The 19,116-nt window shown below is 69.2% G+C and carries 16 protein-coding genes and 1 pseudogene; 11 read left to right on the top strand and 6 right to left on the bottom strand.

Translation table 11 applies throughout. The features are described from left to right. A partial coding sequence (locus AC1DIX_RS19620) for an alpha/beta fold hydrolase (protein ID WP_477326659.1) occupies nucleotides 1–1,123 on the top strand: 1,123 nt, incomplete at its 5' end. On the opposite strand, the gene AC1DIX_RS19625 is transcribed toward AC1DIX_RS19620, so the two are convergent. Beyond that, nucleotides 1,092–1,835 carry a sulfite exporter TauE/SafE family protein gene (locus tag AC1DIX_RS19625; RefSeq protein ID WP_477326661.1) on the bottom strand — a complete coding sequence of 248 codons (744 nt, stop codon included), beginning with the start codon at nucleotides 1,833–1,835 and terminating at the stop codon, nucleotides 1,092–1,094. The two genes, AC1DIX_RS19620 and AC1DIX_RS19625, sit on opposite strands and share 32 nt — an antisense overlap. Nucleotides 1,836–1,850: 15 nt before the next feature. Then, nucleotides 1,851–2,984: an FMN-dependent L-lactate dehydrogenase LldD gene (gene lldD, locus AC1DIX_RS19630; protein ID WP_477326663.1), complete on the bottom strand. Its 1,134-nt coding sequence runs from the start codon at nucleotides 2,982–2,984 to the stop codon at nucleotides 1,851–1,853. Nucleotides 2,985–3,131: 147 nt separating this feature from the next. Here lldD and AC1DIX_RS19635 point away from each other — a divergent pair, with 147 nt between their 5' ends. From AC1DIX_RS19635 to AC1DIX_RS19670, 8 genes are all read left to right on the top strand, one after another. After that, nucleotides 3,132–3,785 carry a trimeric intracellular cation channel family protein gene (locus tag AC1DIX_RS19635; RefSeq protein ID WP_477326665.1) on the top strand — a complete coding sequence of 218 codons (654 nt, stop codon included), beginning with the start codon at nucleotides 3,132–3,134 and terminating at the stop codon, nucleotides 3,783–3,785. Nucleotides 3,786–3,855: 70 nt separating this feature from the next. Next, on the top strand, nucleotides 3,856–4,437 hold the full coding sequence (locus AC1DIX_RS19640; protein WP_477326667.1) for a hypothetical protein: 582 nt from the start codon (nucleotides 3,856–3,858) through the stop codon (nucleotides 4,435–4,437). A 93-nt stretch (nucleotides 4,438–4,530) separates the two neighbouring features. Further along, a complete protein-coding gene (locus AC1DIX_RS19645) occupies nucleotides 4,531–5,895 on the top strand; it encodes a TolC family protein (RefSeq protein ID WP_477326669.1) in 1,365 nt (454 codons plus the stop codon). Then, nucleotides 5,892–6,962 (top strand): efflux RND transporter periplasmic adaptor subunit, encoded by a 1,071-nt coding sequence (locus AC1DIX_RS19650; RefSeq protein WP_477326671.1) that lies wholly within the window; start codon nucleotides 5,892–5,894, stop codon nucleotides 6,960–6,962. The genes AC1DIX_RS19645 and AC1DIX_RS19650 overlap by 4 nt, the downstream gene beginning before the upstream one ends. Next, nucleotides 6,959–10,000 (top strand): efflux RND transporter permease subunit, encoded by a 3,042-nt coding sequence (locus AC1DIX_RS19655; protein WP_477326673.1) that lies wholly within the window; start codon nucleotides 6,959–6,961, stop codon nucleotides 9,998–10,000. Before AC1DIX_RS19650 ends, AC1DIX_RS19655 begins: the two co-directional genes overlap by 4 nt. Next, entirely contained in the window at nucleotides 9,997–10,986 is a 990-nt protein-coding gene (locus AC1DIX_RS19660) for a YncE family protein (RefSeq protein WP_477326675.1), read from the top strand. The genes AC1DIX_RS19655 and AC1DIX_RS19660 overlap by 4 nt, the downstream gene beginning before the upstream one ends. Before the next feature lie 61 nt (nucleotides 10,987–11,047). Continuing rightward, nucleotides 11,048–11,710 (top strand): response regulator, encoded by a 663-nt coding sequence (locus tag AC1DIX_RS19665; RefSeq protein ID WP_477326677.1) that lies wholly within the window; start codon nucleotides 11,048–11,050, stop codon nucleotides 11,708–11,710. Nucleotides 11,711–11,728: 18 nt separating this feature from the next. Beyond that, the gene (locus AC1DIX_RS19670; protein WP_477326679.1) at nucleotides 11,729–13,057 is read left to right on the top strand and encodes an ATP-binding protein; all 1,329 of its coding nucleotides are present in this window, start codon (nucleotides 11,729–11,731) and stop codon (nucleotides 13,055–13,057) included. Here the strand turns inward: AC1DIX_RS19670 and AC1DIX_RS19675 are convergent. Next, on the bottom strand, nucleotides 13,037–13,675 hold the full coding sequence (locus AC1DIX_RS19675) for a response regulator transcription factor (protein ID WP_477326681.1): 639 nt from the start codon (nucleotides 13,673–13,675) through the stop codon (nucleotides 13,037–13,039). The two genes, AC1DIX_RS19670 and AC1DIX_RS19675, sit on opposite strands and share 21 nt — an antisense overlap. A 117-nt stretch (nucleotides 13,676–13,792) precedes the next feature. On the opposite strand from AC1DIX_RS19675, the gene AC1DIX_RS19680 reads away from it, so the two are divergent. After that, nucleotides 13,793–14,326, top strand: a complete 534-nt coding sequence (locus AC1DIX_RS19680; RefSeq protein WP_477326683.1) for a lipid-binding SYLF domain-containing protein — start codon at nucleotides 13,793–13,795, stop codon at nucleotides 14,324–14,326. 1 nt (nucleotide 14,327) lies between these two features. On the opposite strand, the gene hpnD is transcribed toward AC1DIX_RS19680, so the two are convergent. Together hpnD and AC1DIX_RS19690 are read right to left on the bottom strand one after the other, a co-directional pair. Then, complete coding sequence (gene hpnD, locus AC1DIX_RS19685) at nucleotides 14,328–15,176, bottom strand: presqualene diphosphate synthase HpnD (protein WP_477326685.1); 849 nt, start codon at nucleotides 15,174–15,176, stop codon at nucleotides 14,328–14,330. Nucleotides 15,177–15,219: 43 nt separating this feature from the next. Beyond that, nucleotides 15,220–16,065: pseudogene (locus AC1DIX_RS19690) on the bottom strand (1-deoxy-D-xylulose-5-phosphate synthase N-terminal domain-containing protein); the annotation flags it as partial. Nucleotides 16,066–16,217: 152 nt separating this feature from the next. Here AC1DIX_RS19690 and AC1DIX_RS19695 point away from each other — a divergent pair. Further along, nucleotides 16,218–17,615, top strand: a complete 1,398-nt coding sequence (locus AC1DIX_RS19695) for a nucleobase:cation symporter-2 family protein (RefSeq protein WP_477326687.1) — start codon at nucleotides 16,218–16,220, stop codon at nucleotides 17,613–17,615. Here the strand turns inward: AC1DIX_RS19695 and AC1DIX_RS19700 are convergent. Next, nucleotides 17,605–19,068 (bottom strand): DUF3943 domain-containing protein, encoded by a 1,464-nt coding sequence (locus tag AC1DIX_RS19700; RefSeq protein ID WP_477326689.1) that lies wholly within the window; start codon nucleotides 19,066–19,068, stop codon nucleotides 17,605–17,607. The genes AC1DIX_RS19695 and AC1DIX_RS19700 overlap by 11 nt on opposite strands. Nucleotides 19,069–19,116: the final 48 nt, after the last annotated feature.

The following is a 19,116-nucleotide window of genomic DNA, read 5'->3' on the forward strand; positions in this document are numbered from 1 at the left end:
CAACTGGAATTCCTTCGGCAACTGGAATTCCTTCGGCGCCTTCGGTGCCATGGCCCTGAAGCAGATGGACCGCAGCCGCCAGGCGCGCGGCCAGATGCTTGAACGGGCCGGCTACGGCCCCAGGCCCACGCCGTCCACCATCCTGCACTCCGAGCCGGGCCTGAACCTGCGCCGCTACGGTCCGCATGCGGCCGAGGCTGCGCCGGTGCTGCTGGTGCCGGCGCCGATCAAGCGTTCCTATATCTGGGACCTGGCACCGGAGGTCAGCGTGGTGAAGCGCTGGCTGGAGCGCGGCTACCGGGTCTACCTGGCCGAGTGGCTCCCTCTCGACGACGACGCCACGGCGCAGGACTATGGCCTGGCCGACTACGCCGACCGCCTGCTGGGCGCTTGCCGCCAGGCGATCGCCGCCGATGGCGCCGAGGGCAAACCCGTAATTGCCGGCCACTCGCTCGGCGGCATCCTGGCCGCCGTCCACAGTTGCCTGTATCCGGACCAGTTGCGCGCCACCGTCCTGCTGGAGTCGCCGCTGCATTTCCAGCCGGCCTTCTGCTGCTTCAACAAGCTGGTGAAGGCGACGCCGGATGCGCGCCAGATCGCCGAGACCTTCGGCCACGTCCCCGGCGTCTTCCTGAACACGATGAGCGCCATGGCCGAGCCCCAGGCCTTCCAGTGGGAGCGCTTGCTGGATCGCTGGCTGTCGATGGCCGACCCGAAAGCCCTCGCCACCCATATGCAGGTGGAACGCTGGACCCACGACGAGTTCGCGCTGCCGGGCAGGCTGTTCGCCGAACTCGTCGAATCGCTCTACCGCCAGGATGCCCTGACCCAGGGCGAGCTGGACATCGGCGGCCGCCGCATCGGTCCGCGCGAGCTCAGCACGCCGCTGCTGAGCGTGATCGATCCGCGCAGCAAACTGATCCCGCCGGCGGCGGTGCTGCCCTTCCACGAGGCGACTGCCAGCCCGCGCAAGCAGGTGCTGCACTACGAAGGCGATATCGGCGTCAACCTGCAGCACGTCGGCGTGCTGGTCGGGCGCAGCGCCCATGCGCGGATCTGGCCGGCGATCTTCGACTGGCTGGACCCGGACCTTACAAGGGCCGCAGGAACAGCCCGACCGTGAGGGCCACGCCGATGCAGACGATGGCGATACGCAGCGCCTTTTCGTTCACCCGCTGCAGCGCCCAGGTGCCCGCCAGTCCGCCGAGGATGGCGCCGATCGCCAGCACGCCCGCCTGCAGCCAGTGCAGTTCCGGCGAGGTCAAAAACAGCGCCACCGCCGACGCATTCATCACGCCCGCCAGCACATTCTTGGTGCCGCCGGCATTGCGGGCCGAAAGTCCCGCCATGGTCAGCGCTGCCATCATGAGGATGCCGATGCCGCCGCCGAAATAGCCGCCGTAGACCGCGATCAGGAATTGCGCGGCGCCGGTGGCGATGGGCCCCAAATGCGCCGCCTTCTCGGCGGACGCCTTGCGGAAGAAGCTGCCCCAGCTGAAGACGGCGGTGGCGAACAGCACCAGCCAGGGCACCAGGCGCGCGAACACCTTCGGCGAAGTATGCAGCAACAGCAATCCGCCTACCGCGCCGCCGAGGATGCTCAGCACGAACAGCGTGCGGAAGCGCAGCCCGGCCGCCCCGCTAACCAGCCTGCGGCCGGCATAGCCCGCCGTGAGCTGGCCGGGGAACAGGGCGACCGTGGAAGTGATGTTGGCGGCCAGCGGCGACATCCCGGACAGGATCAGCGCCGGCAGGGTGACGAAGGAGCCGCCCCCGGCCAGGGTGTTCTGGACGCCGGCCCAGAGACCCGCGAAAAAGACCAGGAGCAGCAGCATGGCGGCGGCTCCCGTCTATGCGGCCAGCAGGTGGGGACCGATCTCGCTCACGCTCTTCACCCCGGTCAGGACCATGTTCGTGCGCAGGTCCTTTTCCATGATCGCCAGCAGTCGCTCGACCCCGGCCTGGCCCTGGGTCGCCAGCGCGTAGATGAAGGCGCGGCCGATCAGGACGCCGTCCGCGCCCAGCGCCAGCATGCGGAACACGTCGGTGCCGGTGCGCACGCCGCCGTCGGCGAAGATCGTCATCTTGTCCTTCACCGCGTCGGCGATCGCCGGCAGCACGCTGGCCGACGAGGGCGCGCCATCGAGCTGGCGGCCGCCGTGGTTCGAGACCACGATGCCGTCGGCGCCGAAGGCCAGGGCGTCGCGCGCGTCTTCGACGTCCAGGATGCCCTTCAGGACCAGCTGGCCTTTCCACTCGTCGCGGATCCACTGCAGGTCCTGCCAGCTGATGCCGGGATCGAAGTTGGAGCCGAGCCAGCCGATATAGTCTTCGAGCCCGGTCGCATGGCCGCGGTAGGCCGAGATATTGCCGAGGTCGTGCGGGCGGCCCAACAGGCCCACGTCCCAGGCCCAGCGCGGGTGCAGCATCGCCTGCCACATGCGGCGGCGCGGTCCGGCGTCCCCGCTCATGCCGCTGTGCAGGTCGCGGTAGCGGTTGCCCGGCACCGGCATGTCGACGGTGAAGATCAGCGTCGTCGCGCCCAACTCGCTGGCACGGCGCATCACGTCGCGCATGAAACCGCGGTCCTTCAGTACGTACAGCTGGAACCAGATCGGCTTCGGCGCCTTGGCCGCCACCTCCGCCAGCGGGCACACCGACACCGTCGACTGGATGAAGGGAATGTTGAAGCGGCCGGCCGCCTGCGCCGCCTGGACTTCGCCGCGGCGCGCATACATGCCGGCCAGGCCGACCGGCGCCAGCGCGATCGGCAGCGCGTGGTCCTGGCCGAACCAGTGGGTCGTCAGGTCGAGCTGCTCGGAGCCGCGCAGCACACGCTGGCGCAGCTTCACGCGCTGCAGGTCGTCGACGTTGGCGCGCAGGGTCTGCTCGGCGCCGGCGCCGCCATCGAGGTAGTGGAACAGGAAGGGCGGCAGCTTGCGCCGCGCGGCTTCGCGGAAGTCGGTTGCGGATGAGATGATCATGGGTCGCGAAAGGCTGGTGGGTGCTTGTTCTTATCGTATTGTCCAGTGTACGACGAAATCATCCCGCATGGGCGGGCCGGGCGCTTGATTTCCCGGCTGCGATGCTATAGTGTTCGCCCCCTTTGACTGAACAGTAAAGACGTCCCGATGTTCCCCGCAGTTTCCCTCGACGTGGCGGCGGCCCTGAAAACGCTGGTGCTGACCCTCGACCTGGTCGGCACCTTCGTGTTCGCCCTGAGCGGCGCCACCGCCGGCGTCCGGCGCAGGCTGGACATCTTCGGGGTGCTGGTGCTGTCTTTCGTGGCCGCCAACTCGGGCGGCATCGTGCGCGACGTGCTGATCGGCGCCACACCGCCGGCCGCCTTCAGCGACTGGCGCTACCTGGTGGTGTCGGTGCTGGCCGGCCTGCTGATCTTCTTCTGGTATCCGAAGCTGCGTCACCTGAAAAGCCCGGTGATGGTGTTCGACGGCGCCGGCCTGGCCCTGTTCTGCGTCGCCGGCGCCCAGAAGGCCCTGGTGTTCGGCCTCGAGCCGATGATGGCGGCCCTGCTCGGCATGCTGACCGGCGTCGGCGGCGGAGTCGCGCGCGACGTGCTTCTGTCGGAGGTGCCGGCCGTGCTGCGCGCCGATGTGTACGCGGTGGCCGCCCTGGCTGGCGCCAGCGTGGTGGTGATCGGCCATGTGCTCGGGCTGCCGTCGGCGCCGATGGCCTGCGCCGGCGCCGCCCTGTGCTTCGGCCTGCGGATGGCGGCCATCCGCTACGACTGGCACTTGCCGGTGGCGCGCACGCCCGAAGATTGATTCAGCTCAGTTGCCCCGGAACATCGTTGACGCATGCTGAAGCCTTGTGTCAATACCGGGGGCGGCTGACATGAAGTTTGAAACCGTGGTTACAGTTCCATCCGCCGCCAGGCGGTCGCCGGCGAACCTTGCTTTCGCCGCCCTGCTGTTTTCCTTCCTCGGCTGGGCCATCCTCGAGCGCTGGAGCTTCGGTGCCCGCACCGGCCCCCTGCCCCACCTGATCAATACCCTGGCCTGTGYGCCGCTGCTGGCCTGCTCGCTGCGGCGCTTTCGCGCTGCCTGCCCGCCCCACATGCGGGCGCGAACGCGGCGCCGCGGTGGGATCAAAGCCGGCGGCCTGGCGCTGACGGCCTTGTTCGGGCTCGGGGCCGTCTGCGGGACGGTGGCCGGCAGCGGCTCGATGACCCTGCTGGTCCTGCCGGCCCTGCTGTGCTGCTGCACGCCCTGGACCCGGCTGGGCGCCCACCAGCTGCACCTTTTCCTTTCCTTCCTGGCGGTGACGGCCGGCTCTACGCTGGCCCAGGCCCTGGCCGGCCAGCCGCTGCACCTGATGGCCGCCCTGCCCGCCGCATGGTGCCAGCTGGCGGCGGYCGCCCTGCTGTGCATCGGCCTGTGCGGCGACGAGCTGCTCGGGAAGAAAGGCGGACGCTGACGCGACCGGAAGGATCCACGCCGCGCTCCTTTAATAATCTGTTCATTGTTCGATCCGTAAGCTGGGCATCGATGCTATTCATGTCCAGTTACGATGGCCCAACGATTCGTTTCAACTATTCTTTGCCTGGCCCTGGCCGGCTGTGCGGACTACCGGCCGCTGCCCCTCGGACCGGTCCCGGAACTGCCTGGGAATCCGGGCCTGATCCAGGTCGACACGCACAGCCTGCCGTTTGCCGCATTGGCGGCGCACCCCTTCGACCCGAGCGACGGCCTCGATGAAATCGAGGTGGCCACGCTCGCGGTGGTCAACAATCCCGACCTGAAACTGGCGCGCGCCGATCTTGCGGTGTCGCGCGCACAGGCGTTCGCCGCCGGCCTGCTGCCCGATCCGCAGCTGGCGCTGGCCGGCGACCTGTCCAGCAGTGCCGGCGGTCCCGGCGCCACGCGCGCCTTCAGCTTCGGCCTGAGCTATGACGTCGGCGCCCTGATCAGCCATGCCGCCGGCCAGCGCGCCGCCCAGGCCGAGGTGCGGAAGACCGATCTGGCCCTGCTGTGGCAGGAATGGCAGGTCGTTTCGCAAGCGCGCCTGGCCTTCGTTCGCCTGAGCCATGGCCGGCGCCTGCTGGCTGTGCTGGAGGAGAACCGCAAGCTGTTCGCCGACCGTGCCGCCCGTACCGAACAGGCGCAGCAGCGCGGCCTGCTCACCAGCGACGCTGTACTGCCCAACCTCACCGCACTGCAGGACATCGACAAGCAGATGTTCGACCTGCAGCGCCAGCTGAACCAGACCGCGCACGAGCTGAATACCTTGCTGGGGCTGGACGCCCGCTACGAATTGCGCCTGCAGGACGGCGCGCCGGACGCCTTCGCGGACGAGGATGCGGCGCAGGCCGCACTGGCCGAGCTGCCGCAGCGCCGTCCCGACCTGCGCGCCCTGGTGGCCGGCTACGCGGCCCAGGACCAGCGTTACCGCGCCGCGCTGCTGGCCCAGTTCCCTGCCCTGAACGTGGGCCTGACCCGCTCGCGCGACAACAGCAACGTCTATTCCAACAGCCTGGGCATCACACTGAGCTTGCCGCTGCTGAACCGCAACCGCGGCAACATCGCCATCGAACAGACCACGCGCCAGAAGCTGCACGACGAGTACCAGGTACGCGTCCAGGCCGCGCGCAACGAGATCCGCGCCATCCTCGACCAGCAGCGCCTGGACCGCCGGCAGCTCGAATCCGTCGACGCCGCGCTGGCCCGGCTGGAGCCGCTTATCCGGAACAGCCAACTCGCCGGTCGCGCCGGCCTGGTCGATGCGCTCGCCTACGCGAATGCACGCGCGGCGCTGCTGGCCAAGGAGGCCGAGCGGATCGCCCTGCGGCAGCAGATCGCCGAACAGCGCGTCGCGCTGCAAACCCTGCTCGGGACCGCCCCCGATGCATCCACGTCAGGACATCAACAACAATGAAGACTTCCACTCTCGTCATCGGCACCCTGGCCGTGGCGCTGGGCGCGGGGGCCGCCTGGCACTGGCATGCCGGTGCCGCCGCACCTGACACCGCGCCCGAAAAGGCGGCCGCCCCCAGCGTGCTGGTTCAATCGCAGGCGGTGGCCCAGAAGGCCCTGGCCAGGACCCTCGCCACCTTCGGCGAAATTGCCAGCGCCAAGCCGGAAACGCTCAGCTTTCCGCAAGCCGGCCAGCTGCTGCGCTTGCCCCTGGTGCTGGGTCAGCGCGTACGACGCGGCGATACGCTCGCCGTGATCGGCACCGATCCGAATGCCGTGGCCGCCTATACGCAGGCAAGCAATGCGGTCGGCTTCGCCCAGCGCGAACTGAAACGCCAGCAGGAACTGGCAGGCTTGCAGCTTGCGACGCAATCCCAGGTCGACGCGGCGCGCAAGCAGCTGGAGGACAGCCAGGCCGCGCTGGCGGCGCAGGCAAGGCTGGGCGGCGCCCACGCGACGCTGAGCTTGACGGCGCCGTTCGACGCCGTCGTAGCCGCGCTGCCGGCAGCCCAGGGCGACCGGCTCGCCGCCGGAGCAGCGGTCGTCCAGCTTGGTCCGACGGGCCACCCGCGCGCGCTGCTGGCGATCGAACCGGCGCGCAGCGCCGCCGTGAAGCCCGGCATGGCCGTGACCATCAGGCCGCTGCTGGATGGCGCCGCCCCGATCGCGGCACGGGTCGCCATGGTCGACGGCATCGTCGATCCGAAGACCCAGATGGTGACCGCGAACGTCAAGCTGTCGGCCARCCAGGCCGCGGGCCTGGCGGTCGGCACGCGCGTGGAGGCGGCCATCACGCTCGGCGAGGACAACGCCTGGAGCGTCCCGCGCCAGGCGGTGCTGAGCGACGACCGGGGCAGCTATCTGTTCCAGGTCGCGAACGGCCATGCGCGCCGCGTCGCGGTGACGGTGGCGGGCGAGAACGGCCCGAGCTATGGCGTCGACGGCAGGCTCGATCCACAACTGCCAGTGGTCGTGCTCGGCAACTATGAGCTGCAGGACGGCATGCCGGTACGCGAGGGCGCGCGATGACGGTGGCCGGATGGACCCAGGCGCATCGGCGCTCGATCCTGTTCCTGCTCGCGATGCTGGCGCTGGCCGGCCTGGTCGCGGCGTTCCGGCTGCCGGTATCGCTGTTCCCGACCGTGGACTTCCCGCGCGTGGTGGTCTCGATCGATGCTGGCGACCAGCCGGCCGAGCAAATGGAAATGCTGGTCACCCGTCCGGTCGAGGAAGCGGTGCGCCGTGTGCCGGGGGTGCGCAACGTGCGCTCGACCACCAGCCGTGGCGCGGCCGAGGTCTCGATCAACTTCGACTGGGGCCTCGACATGGCGGCCGCGGCACTGCAGGTGAACGCCGCCATCGCCCAGGTCCAGGGCAGCTTGCCGCCGTCGGCCCAGGTGCTGGTGCGGCGCATGGACCCGACCGTGTTCCCGATCATCGCCTACAGCCTGGTCTCGCGGACGCTGTCGGCGACCGCCCTGCACGACCTGGCGCAATTCCAGCTGCGTCCCGCGCTGTCGAGCGTGGACGGCGTCGCCCGTGTGCAGGTGCAAGGCGGCGCGGTCGAGGAGTACCGGGTGACGGTCGATCCGGCGCGCCTGGCGGCGGTCGGACTGGCGCTGGACGACGTCGCCAAGGCCGTATCGAGCGCCAACGTGATCAGCGCGGTGGGCCGCCTGGAAGACCACTACAAACTCTACCTCGCGGTGTCGGACACCCGCCTCGACTCACTGGCGCGGCTGCGCGCGCTAGTGCTGCGCAACCCCGCCGGCGCCCTGGTGCGGCTCACCGACGTCGCCAGCGTCGAGCTTGGGGCGGCCCCGAACTGGACCCGCGTCACCGCCGACGGCCGCGACGCCGTGCTGTTCTCCGTCTACCAGCAGCCCGGCAGCAACAGCGTGCAGATCGCGAAAGACATCAAGTCCCGGCTGGACGGCTTGCGCGCCCAGCTGCCGAAAGGTGTGCAGATCGCCAGCTGGTACGACCAGAGCGAGCTGGTGACGGCGTCGGCCTCCAGCGTGCGCGATGCCGTCCTGATCGGCATCGGCCTGTCGGCGGCGGTGCTGCTGCTGTTCCTGCGCAACCTGAAGGTCACGCTGATCGCGATCGTCGTCGTACCCGCCGTGCTGGCCAGCACCGTGGTGCTGCTCTATGTACTGGGCATGAGCTTCAACATCATGACCCTCGGCGGCATGGCGGCGGCCGTCGGCCTGATCATCGACGATGCGATCGTGATGATCGAGCACATCATGCGGCGCCTGCAGGGCGGCGACGGCGAGGTGCACAAGCGCGTGATGGCCGCCGCCCTCGAGTTCCTGCGCCCGCTGGCCGGCTCCAGCGCCTCGACCCTGGTGATCTTCGTGCCGCTGGCTTTCCTGAGCGGCGTTACCGGCGCCTTCTTCAAGGCCCTCTCGCTGACGATGGCGGCGGCGCTGTTCATCTCCTTCCTCATCAGCTGGCTGGCGGTGCCGCTGCTGGCCGACCACTTCCTGAACGCGCGCGACGCCGAGCACGCGCCCGATTCGCGCCTGGTGCGCTGGCTGCACGCGCGCTACCGGCGCATCTTCGGCGCACTGCTGGCGCGCCCCTGGCTGGTGCTGGTGGGCGTCGCCCCGCTGCTGCTGGCCGGCTTCTTCGCTTACCGCGCGGTCGGCTCCGGCTTCATGCCGGCGATGGACGAAGGCGGCTTCGTGCTCGACTACCGCACCGCGCCCGGCACCGCGCTCACCGAAACCGACCGCCTGCTGCGCCAGGTCGAAGGCATCGTGCGCGCCACGCCCGATGTCGCCAGCTATTCGCGCCGTACCGGCGCCGGCCTGGGTGGCAGCATCAACGAGGCCAACGAGGGCGACTTCTTCATCCGCCTCAAGCCCTCGGGACGGCGCCCGGTCGACCAGGTCATGGACGACATCCGCGGCCGCATCGAGCACCAGGTGCCGGGCATCGAGGTCGAGATGGCCCAGCTCATGGAAGACCTGATCGGCGACCTGACCGCGGTGCCGCAACCGGTCGAGATCAAGATCTTCGGCGACCGTCCTGACGCCCTCGCTGCAAGCGCGCGCGCGGTGGCGGAACGCCTCGGCAAGATCGATGGCGTGGTCGACGTCAAGAACGGCATCAACCCGGCCGGCGACGCCATGGATATCCGCGTCGATCCGGCCAGGGCCGCGCTCGAAGGCATGGATGCCGATGCGATCACCCGCTACGTCGGCAGCGTGATGAGCGGCACGGTCGCGAGCCGGGTGCCGGGCGGCGTCAAGATGGTCGATGTGCGTGTCTGGGTGCCGCGGAACCTGCGCGCCACCGAGACCGACCTGCGCCAGCTGCGCGTGGTGGCACCGGATGGGCACGTATTCCCGCTGCAGCGCGTGGCCGAGATCCATGCGCTCACCGGCCAGCCCCAGATCACGCGTGAAAACCTCAAGCGCATGGTGGCCGTCACGGCTCGCATCAGCGGGCGCGACCTCGGCTCGGTGATCGCCGACGTCCGCACGATGATGGCCCGGCCGGGTGCGCTGCCTTCCGCCAGCTATTACCAGCTGGGCGGGCTGTACGAGCAGCAGCAGATCGCCTTCCACGGCCTGATGGCGGTGTTTGCCGCCGCCAGCGCCCTGGTATTCCTGCTGCTGCTGTTCATGTACGAGAGCTTCCGCCTGGCCTTGTCGATCCTCGTTACGGCTTTGCTGGCGGTGTCGGCGGTGTTCATCGGCCTGTGGCTGACGAAGATCGAGCTGAACATCTCGGCCATGATGGGCATGACCATGATCATCGGCATGGCCACCGAGGTCGCGATCTTCTACTACTCGGAGCAGCAGGAACTCGCGCTTGACCGTCCGCGCGAACAGGCCTTGCTGGAGGCGGGGCTGAACCGCATGCGGCCGATCGCGATGACGACCCTGGCCGCCATCCTGACGCTGCTGCCGCTGGCCTTCGCGCTCGGGCGCGGCTCCGAGATGCAGCAGCCGCTGGCGATCGCCATCATTTCCGGGCTGGTCGTGCAGCTGCCGCTGGTGCTGCTGCTGATGCCGGTCCTGTTCAACGTTGTTCATCCCAAGGAGAAACCGTGAAAACCGTCCTGACCAAGCCCTTCCTCGCCGTCGCCACCTTGCTGGCCTGCCTGCCATCGGCAGCCCCGCTTGCCGCCGCCGCCGAAGCCGCCCACTACGCCGTGCAGCAGCGCTGGGACCTCGGTCCCGCCACGCGCTGGGACTATCTCGCCCTCGATCCGCAGCGCGAACGCCTGTTCGTCACGCGCGGCGACCACGTGCAGGTGCTCGACGCCGGCACCGGCAAGCCGGTCGGCGAGATCGCAGGCACGGCCGGCGTGCACGGCGTGGCCTTCGCACAGGATCTGAAGCTCGGCTTCACCAGCAACGGCCGCGCCAACAGCGTCACGGTGTTCGACCTCGACACCCTGCAGGTCAAGCTCGAGCTCCCGGTGAAGGGCGCGAACCCGGACGCCATCCTCTACGATCCCGCCACCCGCAAGCTGTACACCTTCAACGGCAAGAGCCAGGACGTGAGCGTGTTCGAGGCCGCCAGCGGCAAGCCGCTTGCCACGATTGCGGTCGGCGGCAAGCCGGAGTTCGCCGCCACCGACGGCAAGCGCGTCTACGTCAACATCGAGGACAGGAACGAGATCGTGGCGATCGACGCCGGGACCGATCGCGTACTGGCGCACTGGCCGCTGGCCGGCTGCGAGGAACCGAGCGGGCTGGCGCTGGATACCGCCCATGCCCGCCTGTTCTCGGTGTGCGGCAACCGCACGATGATGGTCACCGACAGCGCCAGCGGCAAGGTGGTGGCGCGCGTCGCGATCGGCGACCATCCGGACGCCGCCTACTACGATGCCGGCAGCGCCACCGTGTTTTCCTCGAACGGCGCGGGCACGCTGAGCGTGGTGCGCCAGCTGAACGCCGATCATTATGCGCCGGCGGTCGAGGTGCCGACCCTGAAGGGCGCCCGCACGATGGCCTTCGATCCGGCAAGCCGCAAGGTATTCCTGCCGACCGCGGTCGACAAGACCTTCACGATGGTCGTGGTCGGCCCGTGAGGGCGCGGTTTGCGGTAAGCTGGCGGCGCGATTTTCAACGTGTCTAAGTAAAGGGGTTTCCATGCGCCTGCTGCTGATCGAGGACGACCCGATGATCGGCGACAGCATCGCCGAAGGCCTGCGCGGCGAACGCTATGCGCTCGACTGGGTACAGGACAGCCAGGCCGCGCTGCTGGCGCTGGTGACGGACGTCTACGACCTGCTGCTGCTCGATCTCGGCCTCCCGGGCCGCGACGGTCTCGAGGTGCTGCGCCAGTACCGCAGCCGTGGCGGCCGGGCGCCGGTACTGATCATCACCGCGCGCGACAGCACCGCCGACCGCGTACAGGGGCTGGACGGCGGTGCCGACGACTACCTGGTCAAGCCCTTCGACCTGGAAGAGCTGTTCGCGAGAGTGCGCGCCCTGCTCCGGCGCGGCGCCGGCCGCGCGCAGCCCGACATCGTGCATCGCGGCGTGACCCTGCGCATCACGGCCCACGAAGCCCTGCTCGACGGGCAGCCGCTGCCGCTGTCGGCACGCGAATTCGCCCTCCTCGCGGCGCTGCTCGACCCGCCCGGGCGCGTGATGTCGAAGGCACTGCTCGAACAGAAGCTCTACGGCTGGAACGAGGAAGTCGAAAGCAATACCGTGGACGTCTACGTGCACCGCCTGCGCAAGAAACTCGGCGCGGACTTCATCAAGAATGTGCGCGGCGTCGGCTATCTGGCGCCGCTGGCCGCGTGATCACCCGATGAGGACCGGATGAGGACAATCCGCAGCCAACTGCTGCTCGGCCTGGTGGGCGGGACCCTGGCCTGCACCGTCCTTGCGGGCGGCGCCATCTACTTCAAGGTCCTGGAAGAATCCAACGAGCTGTTCGACTACCAGCTGCGCCAGATGGCGACGACCTTGCCGACCACCCAGGCGGCATCGCCGGCGCGGCGCCTGCACGGCGACCCCGAGGAAGAAGTGGTCATCCAGGTCTGGGACCGCAACGGCCGGCTCAAATACATCTCCACCGCCGAGCATGGCCTGCCGGCGGCGGCGCGGCCCGGCTATTCGACGCTGGCCGGCGGCGACGACAGATGGCGGGTGTATCTTGCCGAGCGGGACGGCGACCGGGTACAGGTGGCGCAATCCGTGTCCGCACGTGAGGAACTGGCGGCGCGCCTTGCCTTGCGCTCGCTGCTCCCCTTCCTCGCCATGCTGCCGATCCTGGGGGTGCTGATCTATGCCGTCGTCGGGCGCAGCCTGAAGCCCTTGAACCGGCTCGCGCAGGCGCTGGGCCGCCGTTCGCCGAGCGACCTCCAGCCGCTTGCGGAGCGCGACCAGCCGCCCGAACTGAAGCCCGTCGTGGCGGCGATGGACGACCTCCTGCTGCGCCTCGACCATGCATTGCACAGTCAGCGCGCCTTTGTGGCGGACGCGGCGCATGAACTGCGTTCGCCGCTGACCGCCCTGCAGCTGCAGTTGCAGCTGGCGGAGCGTGCCACCGACGGCGCGCAGCGCACAGTCGCCTTCACCAAGCTGCACCAGCGCCTCGATCGTGCAATCCGCCTGGTCCAGCAGCTGCTCACCGCCGCCAGGCAGGAAGGCGGCACGGCCGACGCGGCCCCGGCGCCGGTCGATCTGCTCGAGCTGGCGCGCGCCTGCATCGGCGAGCGCTACGACCAGGCCAGCGCCAGGCGCATCGACCTGGGCATCGTCGAGAGCGAAACGGACCCCGGCGGACCTTCCCTGTCCGGTAACGCCGACAGCCTGCATATCCTGATCGGCAACCTGCTCGACAATGCCTTGCGCTATACACCCTCCGGTGGCCGGGTCGACGTCACCGTCGCCCATACCGGCCAGGAGGTCTTGCTGCAGGTTGCCGACGACGGGATCGGCATCCCGCCGGCGGAGCGTGAAAGGGTATTCGACCGTTTCTACCGGGGCGCGGGCCATGCCGAATGGGGGAGCGGGCTGGGTTTGTCGATCGTGCGCAGCGTGGCCAACGCGCATGGTGCCACGGTCACGCTCGGCGATGGGCCGACCGGACGGGGGTTGCTGGTGACCGTGCGGTTCAGGAGCTCAGGCACCCTCGTTCGCTGAGTGCAGGTCGGCATACTGGGCGCCGAACACGGCGCCCGCATCCAGCTCCAGCATCTCGCGCACCAGTTGGGCGAGCGAGCCCGCCCCCATCTTCTCCATCGCCCTCGCCCGGTGCACCTTGATCGTCTTTTCCGCGATGCCGAGGTCCGACGCGATCTGCTTGTTCAGGCGCCCGGCCACCACCTGCCGCAGCACCTGGTGCTCGCGCCGCGTCAGCGAGTCGAGCCGGGCGCGGATGCGCGCCAGTTCGTACCGCACCGCACGCTCGCGTGCGTCCCTTTCCAGTGCGCGCCGGACCGCGCCGAGYAGCTCCCCGGCTTCGCAGGGCTTGGTCAGGAAATCGACGGCGCCGGCCTTCATCGCGCGCACGCCCTGGCCGACGTCGCCGTCGCCGCTGACGAAGACCACCGCGCGCTCCAGCGCCAGGCCATCCAGGCCGGGCATGCCGATGTCCACGACCGCGCAGCCGGCCGCCTGCGGATCGTGGGCGCTCAGGAAGGCGGCGGACGTTGCGAACTCGCGCGCAGCAAGACCTTCGGCCCGCAACAGGCTCGACATGCCTTGCAGGGCACCGCGGTCCCGGTCGACCAGATAGATGAGCGGTACGGACCCGTCCATATTTTCTCCCATAGCGCTGTACTCATGATAGCCACAGATGGCCGAAAGTCCAATTGCGCGGCGGTGCGCGATGCCCTCAGACTGTCGCCACTTCCGGGCAAGCATTGCGAGGTCATCATGTTCAAGTCAGTCACGGCAGGAACGGCTCTCACACTCGCGTTGACGGCACTCGGCCTGGCCGCCTGCGCCACCCTCTCCAACTTCATGCGCGATCCCGGCATGAGCTGGTTCCGCGACCACGTGGGCGAGGCCAAGGCGGTCATGATCGGTCCGCGGATACTGCAGGCCGGCCTGATCGTCGGCGGCTCGGGCGGCTCGGCGCTGGTGATCGCCCATAACCGCAGCGGCACGGGCTGGAACGGTCCCGCCTTCTACCGGATGGCGACGGGCAGCCTCGGCCTGCAGGCCGGCGCCCAGGAATCCGAAATGGTGACGCTGATCATGACGGACAAGGCGCTGAACTCCCTGCTCTCGACCTCGTTCAAGATCGGCGGCGACGTCAGCATCGCGGCCGGGTCGATCGGGGTCGGCACCGCCGACTACGGCCGGGCCGCGACGCCGGTCGACATCCTCGTCACGCACAGCGTCAGCAATCCCTACGGCGCTTCGCTGGTGCGGATGGTGTCGCACGCGGTCGCAGAGGGGCGCTGACTCAGACGACCGCATGCCGCAGCAGGATGCCGATACGTTCGAGCTTTCCGATCCGCACCGGCTCGCGCGGACTGTCCCAGCCGCGTGCCAGCAGCCGCGCCAGCAGCGCCTGGTAGATGGCGCCCATCAGGCGCGGCGCCCGCGAACAGGCACCAGGGTGGCGGCGCAGCACCTGCCGGGCGGCGCCGTAATGTCCGCAGGCCTGGGCCGCCAGCCCGGTGCAGGCCGCCGACAATCCCGGATGGGCCGCGATCGCACCGGCACCCCAGGCGCAGGTGATGTCGCCGATGCCGGCGTCTTCCAGCAGCTCGCGCGGCAGGTAGGCGCGGCCGATGGCGGCATCCTCGTCGATGTCGCGCAGGATGTTGGTCAGCTGCAGTGCGCGGCCGAGGTGGTGGGCCAGCAGGATGCCGTCGCCGGGCGGCAGGCCGAACACCCGCACCGACAGCCGCCCGACGGCGCTGGCGACGCGATCGCAATACAGGTCGAGGATGGCGGCCGGCGGCGCGCAGATCGGGCTCGGCTGGGCATCCATCAGCATGCCGTCGATGATGGCGTGGAAGTCCTCGCGCGCCAGCCCGTAACGCCGGATGTGGCGCGTCAGCGACGCCAGCGGCGCCGGCCCGGTGCCCAGGAAGCAGGCGTCGACATCCTCGCGCCAGCGCTCCAGCGCTACGCATTTCTCCCGCGGCGCGCCATCGCCGTCGGCGACGTCGTCCACGGCGCGGCAAAAGCCGTAGATGTCCTGCATGGCGGCGCGCTGCGCGGCGGGCAGGATCCGCATCGCCATCGAGAAGGAGCTGGCGGCCGGCTGGACCGGCAGGCTGGCAGTGGCGGCATCGGGGAGCATCGCGGTTTGCCTCAGTCAGCGTTCACCACAAGCCGCGATTCCGGCCGAAGACCTCGGTATAGGTCGGTTTGGCGCGCACCGGCGCGGGCAGCCCCAGTCCCGGATCGAACTTGCCGGTGCCGTGGTAGAGGGTGGGCGCGGCCTCGGCCGGTGCATAGCCCTTGCCCTTGCGGGTCAGCACGTGCAGGAATTGCGGTCCCTTGCGCCGCCCGGCGGCCCCGAGGGCGGGGATCAGGGCATCGAGATCGTGGCCGTCCACCGGCCCGGCGTACCCGAAGCCGAAATCCTCGAACAGGGCCGGCCGCGACCGTGCCGGATCCAGGGCGCGGCTCAAGCCGCCTACCGAGGGCGAAATCGACATGCCGTTGTCGTTCAGGATCACCAGCAGGCGCAGGTCGGGGTCGTGGCCGGCGTTGTTCAGGGCTTCATAGGCCATGCCCGCGCTCATGGCGCCGTCGCCGCAGACGGCCACCGTGAGCCAATCCTCACCGGCCAGCTTCGCGGCCTCGGCCATGCCGAGGGCGGCCGAGATCGCCGTCGACGAATGGGCGGTGTCGAAGGTGTCGTAGATGCTTTCGCAGCGCCGGGGAAAGCCGGAGATGCCGCCGAACTGGCGCAGCGTGTGCATACGGCCGCGGCGGCCGGTCAGCACCTTGTGGCCGTAGCACTGGTGGCCGACGTCCCACACCAGGCGGTCGCGCGGGGTGTCGAACACGTAGTGCAGCGCGATCGTCAGTTCGACCGAGCCCAGGTTGGACGACAGGTGGCCGCCGGTGCGCGACACCGATTCAAGCAGGAACTGGCGCAATCGGCGGGCCAGAGGCGCGAGCCGGGACCGCGGCAGCCTGCGCAGCTCGGCCGGATCATTGATGGCATCAAGCAAGTTCATGCGTCATCCTCCATGTCGGCGGACCGGCAGGCAGATAATTCTAGAACATCCAGCACTTCCGTTCAGGAGCACGCGGCAAGCGTGCGCTGGCCCCGGTTGGAGAAATGGTTCAGGCGAAAGTGTAGAATCCGCTTTTTGCCCAGCCCGCGCCCATGACCACACGACCGCCGCTCCACGCCACGCATCCGCATCCCACCCCTGACCTGGTCCTCGGACTCGAAGACAAGCCACGCGCCATGGTCGGCATCCTCGCCGCCCTCCAGCACCTGCTGGCGATCATCGTCCCCATCGTCACCCCCGGCCTCCTGATCTGCCAGTCCCTGGGCGTGTCGGCGCGCGACACCAACCTGATCGTCTCGATGTCGCTGGTGGTGTCCGGCATCGCCACCTTCGTCCAGTGCCGCCGCTTCGGCCCCTTCGGCGCCGGACTCCTGATCGTGCAGGGCACCAGCTTCAACTTCGTCGGCCCGCTGATCGCCGGAGGCACCCTGATGGTCAAGCAAGGCACGCCGGTCGAAGCCGTGATGGCGGCGATCTTCGGCGTGGTGGTGGCCGGCTCCTTCATCGAAATGGGCGTGTCGCGCATCCTGCCCTTCATCCGCCGCATGATCACGCCGCTGGTCACCGGCATCGTGGTGCTGATGATCGGCCTCACCCTGATCAAGGTCGGCCTGATCAGCATGGGCGGCGGCTTCGCGGCGATGTCGAACGGAACCTTCGCCAACGGCGAGAACCTGCTGCTGTCCGGCGTGGTCCTGGCCATCATCGTGGTCCTCAACCGCATTCCGGTGGTGTGGATGCGCAGCGGCGCCATCATCATCGCGCTGGCGGTCGGCTATCTTCTGGCCGGCTCGCTGGGACGCCTGGACTTCACCGGCATGCACCAGGCGGCCTGGTTCCAGGTGCCGCGGCCCCTGCACTTCGGCCTGAGCTTCTCGTGGTCGCTGTTCATCCCGATGATCGTGATCTACCTGGTCACCTCGCTCGAAGCGATCGGCGACGTCACCGCAACCAGCAAGGTCTCGCGCGAACCGGTCGAAGGCGAGACCTGGATGCGCCGTATCAAGGGCGGCGTGCTGGTGAACGGCGCCAACTCCCTGCTGGCGGGCCTGCTGAACACCTTCCCCAGCTCGATCTTCGCCCAGAACAATGGCGTGATCCAGCTGACCGGCATCGCCAGCCGCCACGTCGGCATGTGGATCGCCCTGTTCCTCGTCGTGCTCGGCTTGTTCCCCAGCGTCGCCGGCGTGATCCAGGCGGTGCCGGAACCGGTGCTGGGCGGCGCGGCGATGGTGATGTTCGGCGCGGTGGCCGCGGCCGGCATCAACATCCTGGCCAGCGTGAACCTGGACCGCCGCGCCCTGCTGATCATCGCCGTGTCGCTGGCGCTGGGCCTGGGCGTGTCCCAGGTGCCGGAATTCCTCGCCCACATGCCCTCGGCCCTGCGCCACGTGCTGGAGTCGGGCGTGGCGACCGGCGGCATCTGCGCGGTGCTGATGAACTGGTTCCTACCTGCCGGTCACGTCGAACTCGACGGCCTCACCAGCTGACGGCGCCCATGCGGCGCCCCGGTATCCAGGTGTAGTACAGGCCGGCCGAGTCGTAGCGCTGCTGCCGCTCCGCTACGTTCGGGAAGGAGAACTTGCGGCGCGAGGTCAGGTACTTGAGCGTGAGCGCATGCGGTCCCGAGATCCGGTAGGTCAGCGCAGCGTCGCCGCGCAGCACGCGGTCGCTGCCGCCGGTGTCGGGGCTGGTGATCTTGCCGTCGACGAAGGCGCTCGAATTCAGGTCCAGCGAGAAGCGCTCGCCGCCGATCAGGCGCAGGCCCAGATTGGTCTGGGGCGCGACGCCGTAGTGGTACTGGCCGCTCGAGCTGGCGCGGATGGTGCCGGTGGCGGTGTAGCCGACGCCGGCCGAGAAGTGGCCCTGCAGCGCCAGGCGGTCGGTCAGCCACAGCTGGGCATTGCTGCCCAGCGTGACCCCGGTGCTGGCGATCCGGAACAGCTGCGGCGACAGGTAATCGTAACTGCCGTAGATGCCGGCGACGCCGCGCAGGATGGAGCCGGACGCATACGGCGCGCCGAACAGCAGGCCGCGCGAGCTCAGGCTTTCGACGCCGTTCACGTTCGAGACGCGGGCCCGGAACAGGAAGTAGTCGAAGGGCTTGTGCCAGGTGTAGCCGTCCTTGCCGGGCAGGCCGTATTCGAGCGCGAAGTCGGCCGCCACCTCCCGGCGCTTGGTCGCCAGCGAGGGGCCGACGTTGCTGCTGGTCGGACTGCTGGCGCCCAGCTGCAGGCGTCCATAGGTGGCCGGGACGGCGCCGGCCCACAGCGCCGCGGCGCGCCGTGCGCGGCCGCTCTGGCGGTTGTAGCCCAGCGCCGGCGACACCACGGCGGCGCCGGTCTCGCGCAGCAGCGGCGCCGAACCGTCGCCGCGGTCCAGCACCAGGTTCGCCATCCGGTACAGGGCTTCGCCGAGGAAGCTGCCGCCGAAACTGGTGGTGATCTGGTCGTTGCGGGACGGCTGCGTGGTCTCGCCGGCGATTTCCCACACGGCGCTGCCGCCGAAGGCATAGCCGAGCGATTCCCAGAAGGTCAACCCGTTGCTGCGCGCGATGTTGAAATAGACCGAACCCTGGTAAGGGTGGCCCAACTGGTTGATCTCGAAGGGATCGCGGTCCTCGACCCAGCTGCCGTGCAGGTTGCGGCGGATCGAGCCGACGCTGACGCCGTAATCGTCCGGCTTCACGAAGGCATGGTCGATCCGGTTCAGGGCGACCTGGAAGGCGAGGATTTCCAGCGCCGCCGCGCCATAGCTCTTGTAGGGGCGCGGGTCGACCTCCGGCGGATGCTGGATGGTGGCCGGCTTCGGCACCGCGAGCGGATCGGCGGACGGATCGGCCGGCGCGACCGGCTGGGCCCGGGCGCTACCGGTGGCCAGTGCCAGCAGCAGCAGTGCCTGGGCACGGCCGCGCGACCGGCAGGATGTGGCGGATGCGTTCATTTCCCTCCAAATTCGGTACGATGCAAAATATTGGTATAAATATAATGT

It is taken from the genome of Massilia sp. 05N420 (genome assembly GCF_056397205.1).

What these genes read in the sequence shown, in the direction of transcription:
- AC1DIX_RS19625 (WP_477326661.1), bottom strand. Translation starts at nt 1,835, where the DNA reads ATGCTGCTGCTCCTGGTCTTTTTCGCGGGTCTCTGGGCCGGCGTCCAG.
- AC1DIX_RS19700 (WP_477326689.1), bottom strand. Translation starts at nt 19,068, where the DNA reads ATGAACGCATCCGCCACATCCTGCCGGTCGCGCGGCCGTGCCCAGGCA.
- AC1DIX_RS19665 (WP_477326677.1), top strand. Translation starts at nt 11,048, where the DNA reads ATGCGCCTGCTGCTGATCGAGGACGACCCGATGATCGGCGACAGCATC.
- AC1DIX_RS19670 (WP_477326679.1), top strand. Translation starts at nt 11,729, where the DNA reads ATGAGGACAATCCGCAGCCAACTGCTGCTCGGCCTGGTGGGCGGGACC.
- AC1DIX_RS19635 (WP_477326665.1), top strand. Translation starts at nt 3,132, where the DNA reads ATGTTCCCCGCAGTTTCCCTCGACGTGGCGGCGGCCCTGAAAACGCTG.
- lldD (WP_477326663.1), bottom strand. Translation starts at nt 2,984, where the DNA reads ATGATCATCTCATCCGCAACCGACTTCCGCGAAGCCGCGCGGCGCAAG.
- AC1DIX_RS19645 (WP_477326669.1), top strand. Translation starts at nt 4,531, where the DNA reads ATGGCCCAACGATTCGTTTCAACTATTCTTTGCCTGGCCCTGGCCGGC.
- AC1DIX_RS19655 (WP_477326673.1), top strand. Translation starts at nt 6,959, where the DNA reads ATGACGGTGGCCGGATGGACCCAGGCGCATCGGCGCTCGATCCTGTTC.
- hpnD (WP_477326685.1), bottom strand. Translation starts at nt 15,176, where the DNA reads ATGCTCCCCGATGCCGCCACTGCCAGCCTGCCGGTCCAGCCGGCCGCC.
- AC1DIX_RS19680 (WP_477326683.1), top strand. Translation starts at nt 13,793, where the DNA reads ATGTTCAAGTCAGTCACGGCAGGAACGGCTCTCACACTCGCGTTGACG.
- AC1DIX_RS19695 (WP_477326687.1), top strand. Translation starts at nt 16,218, where the DNA reads ATGACCACACGACCGCCGCTCCACGCCACGCATCCGCATCCCACCCCT.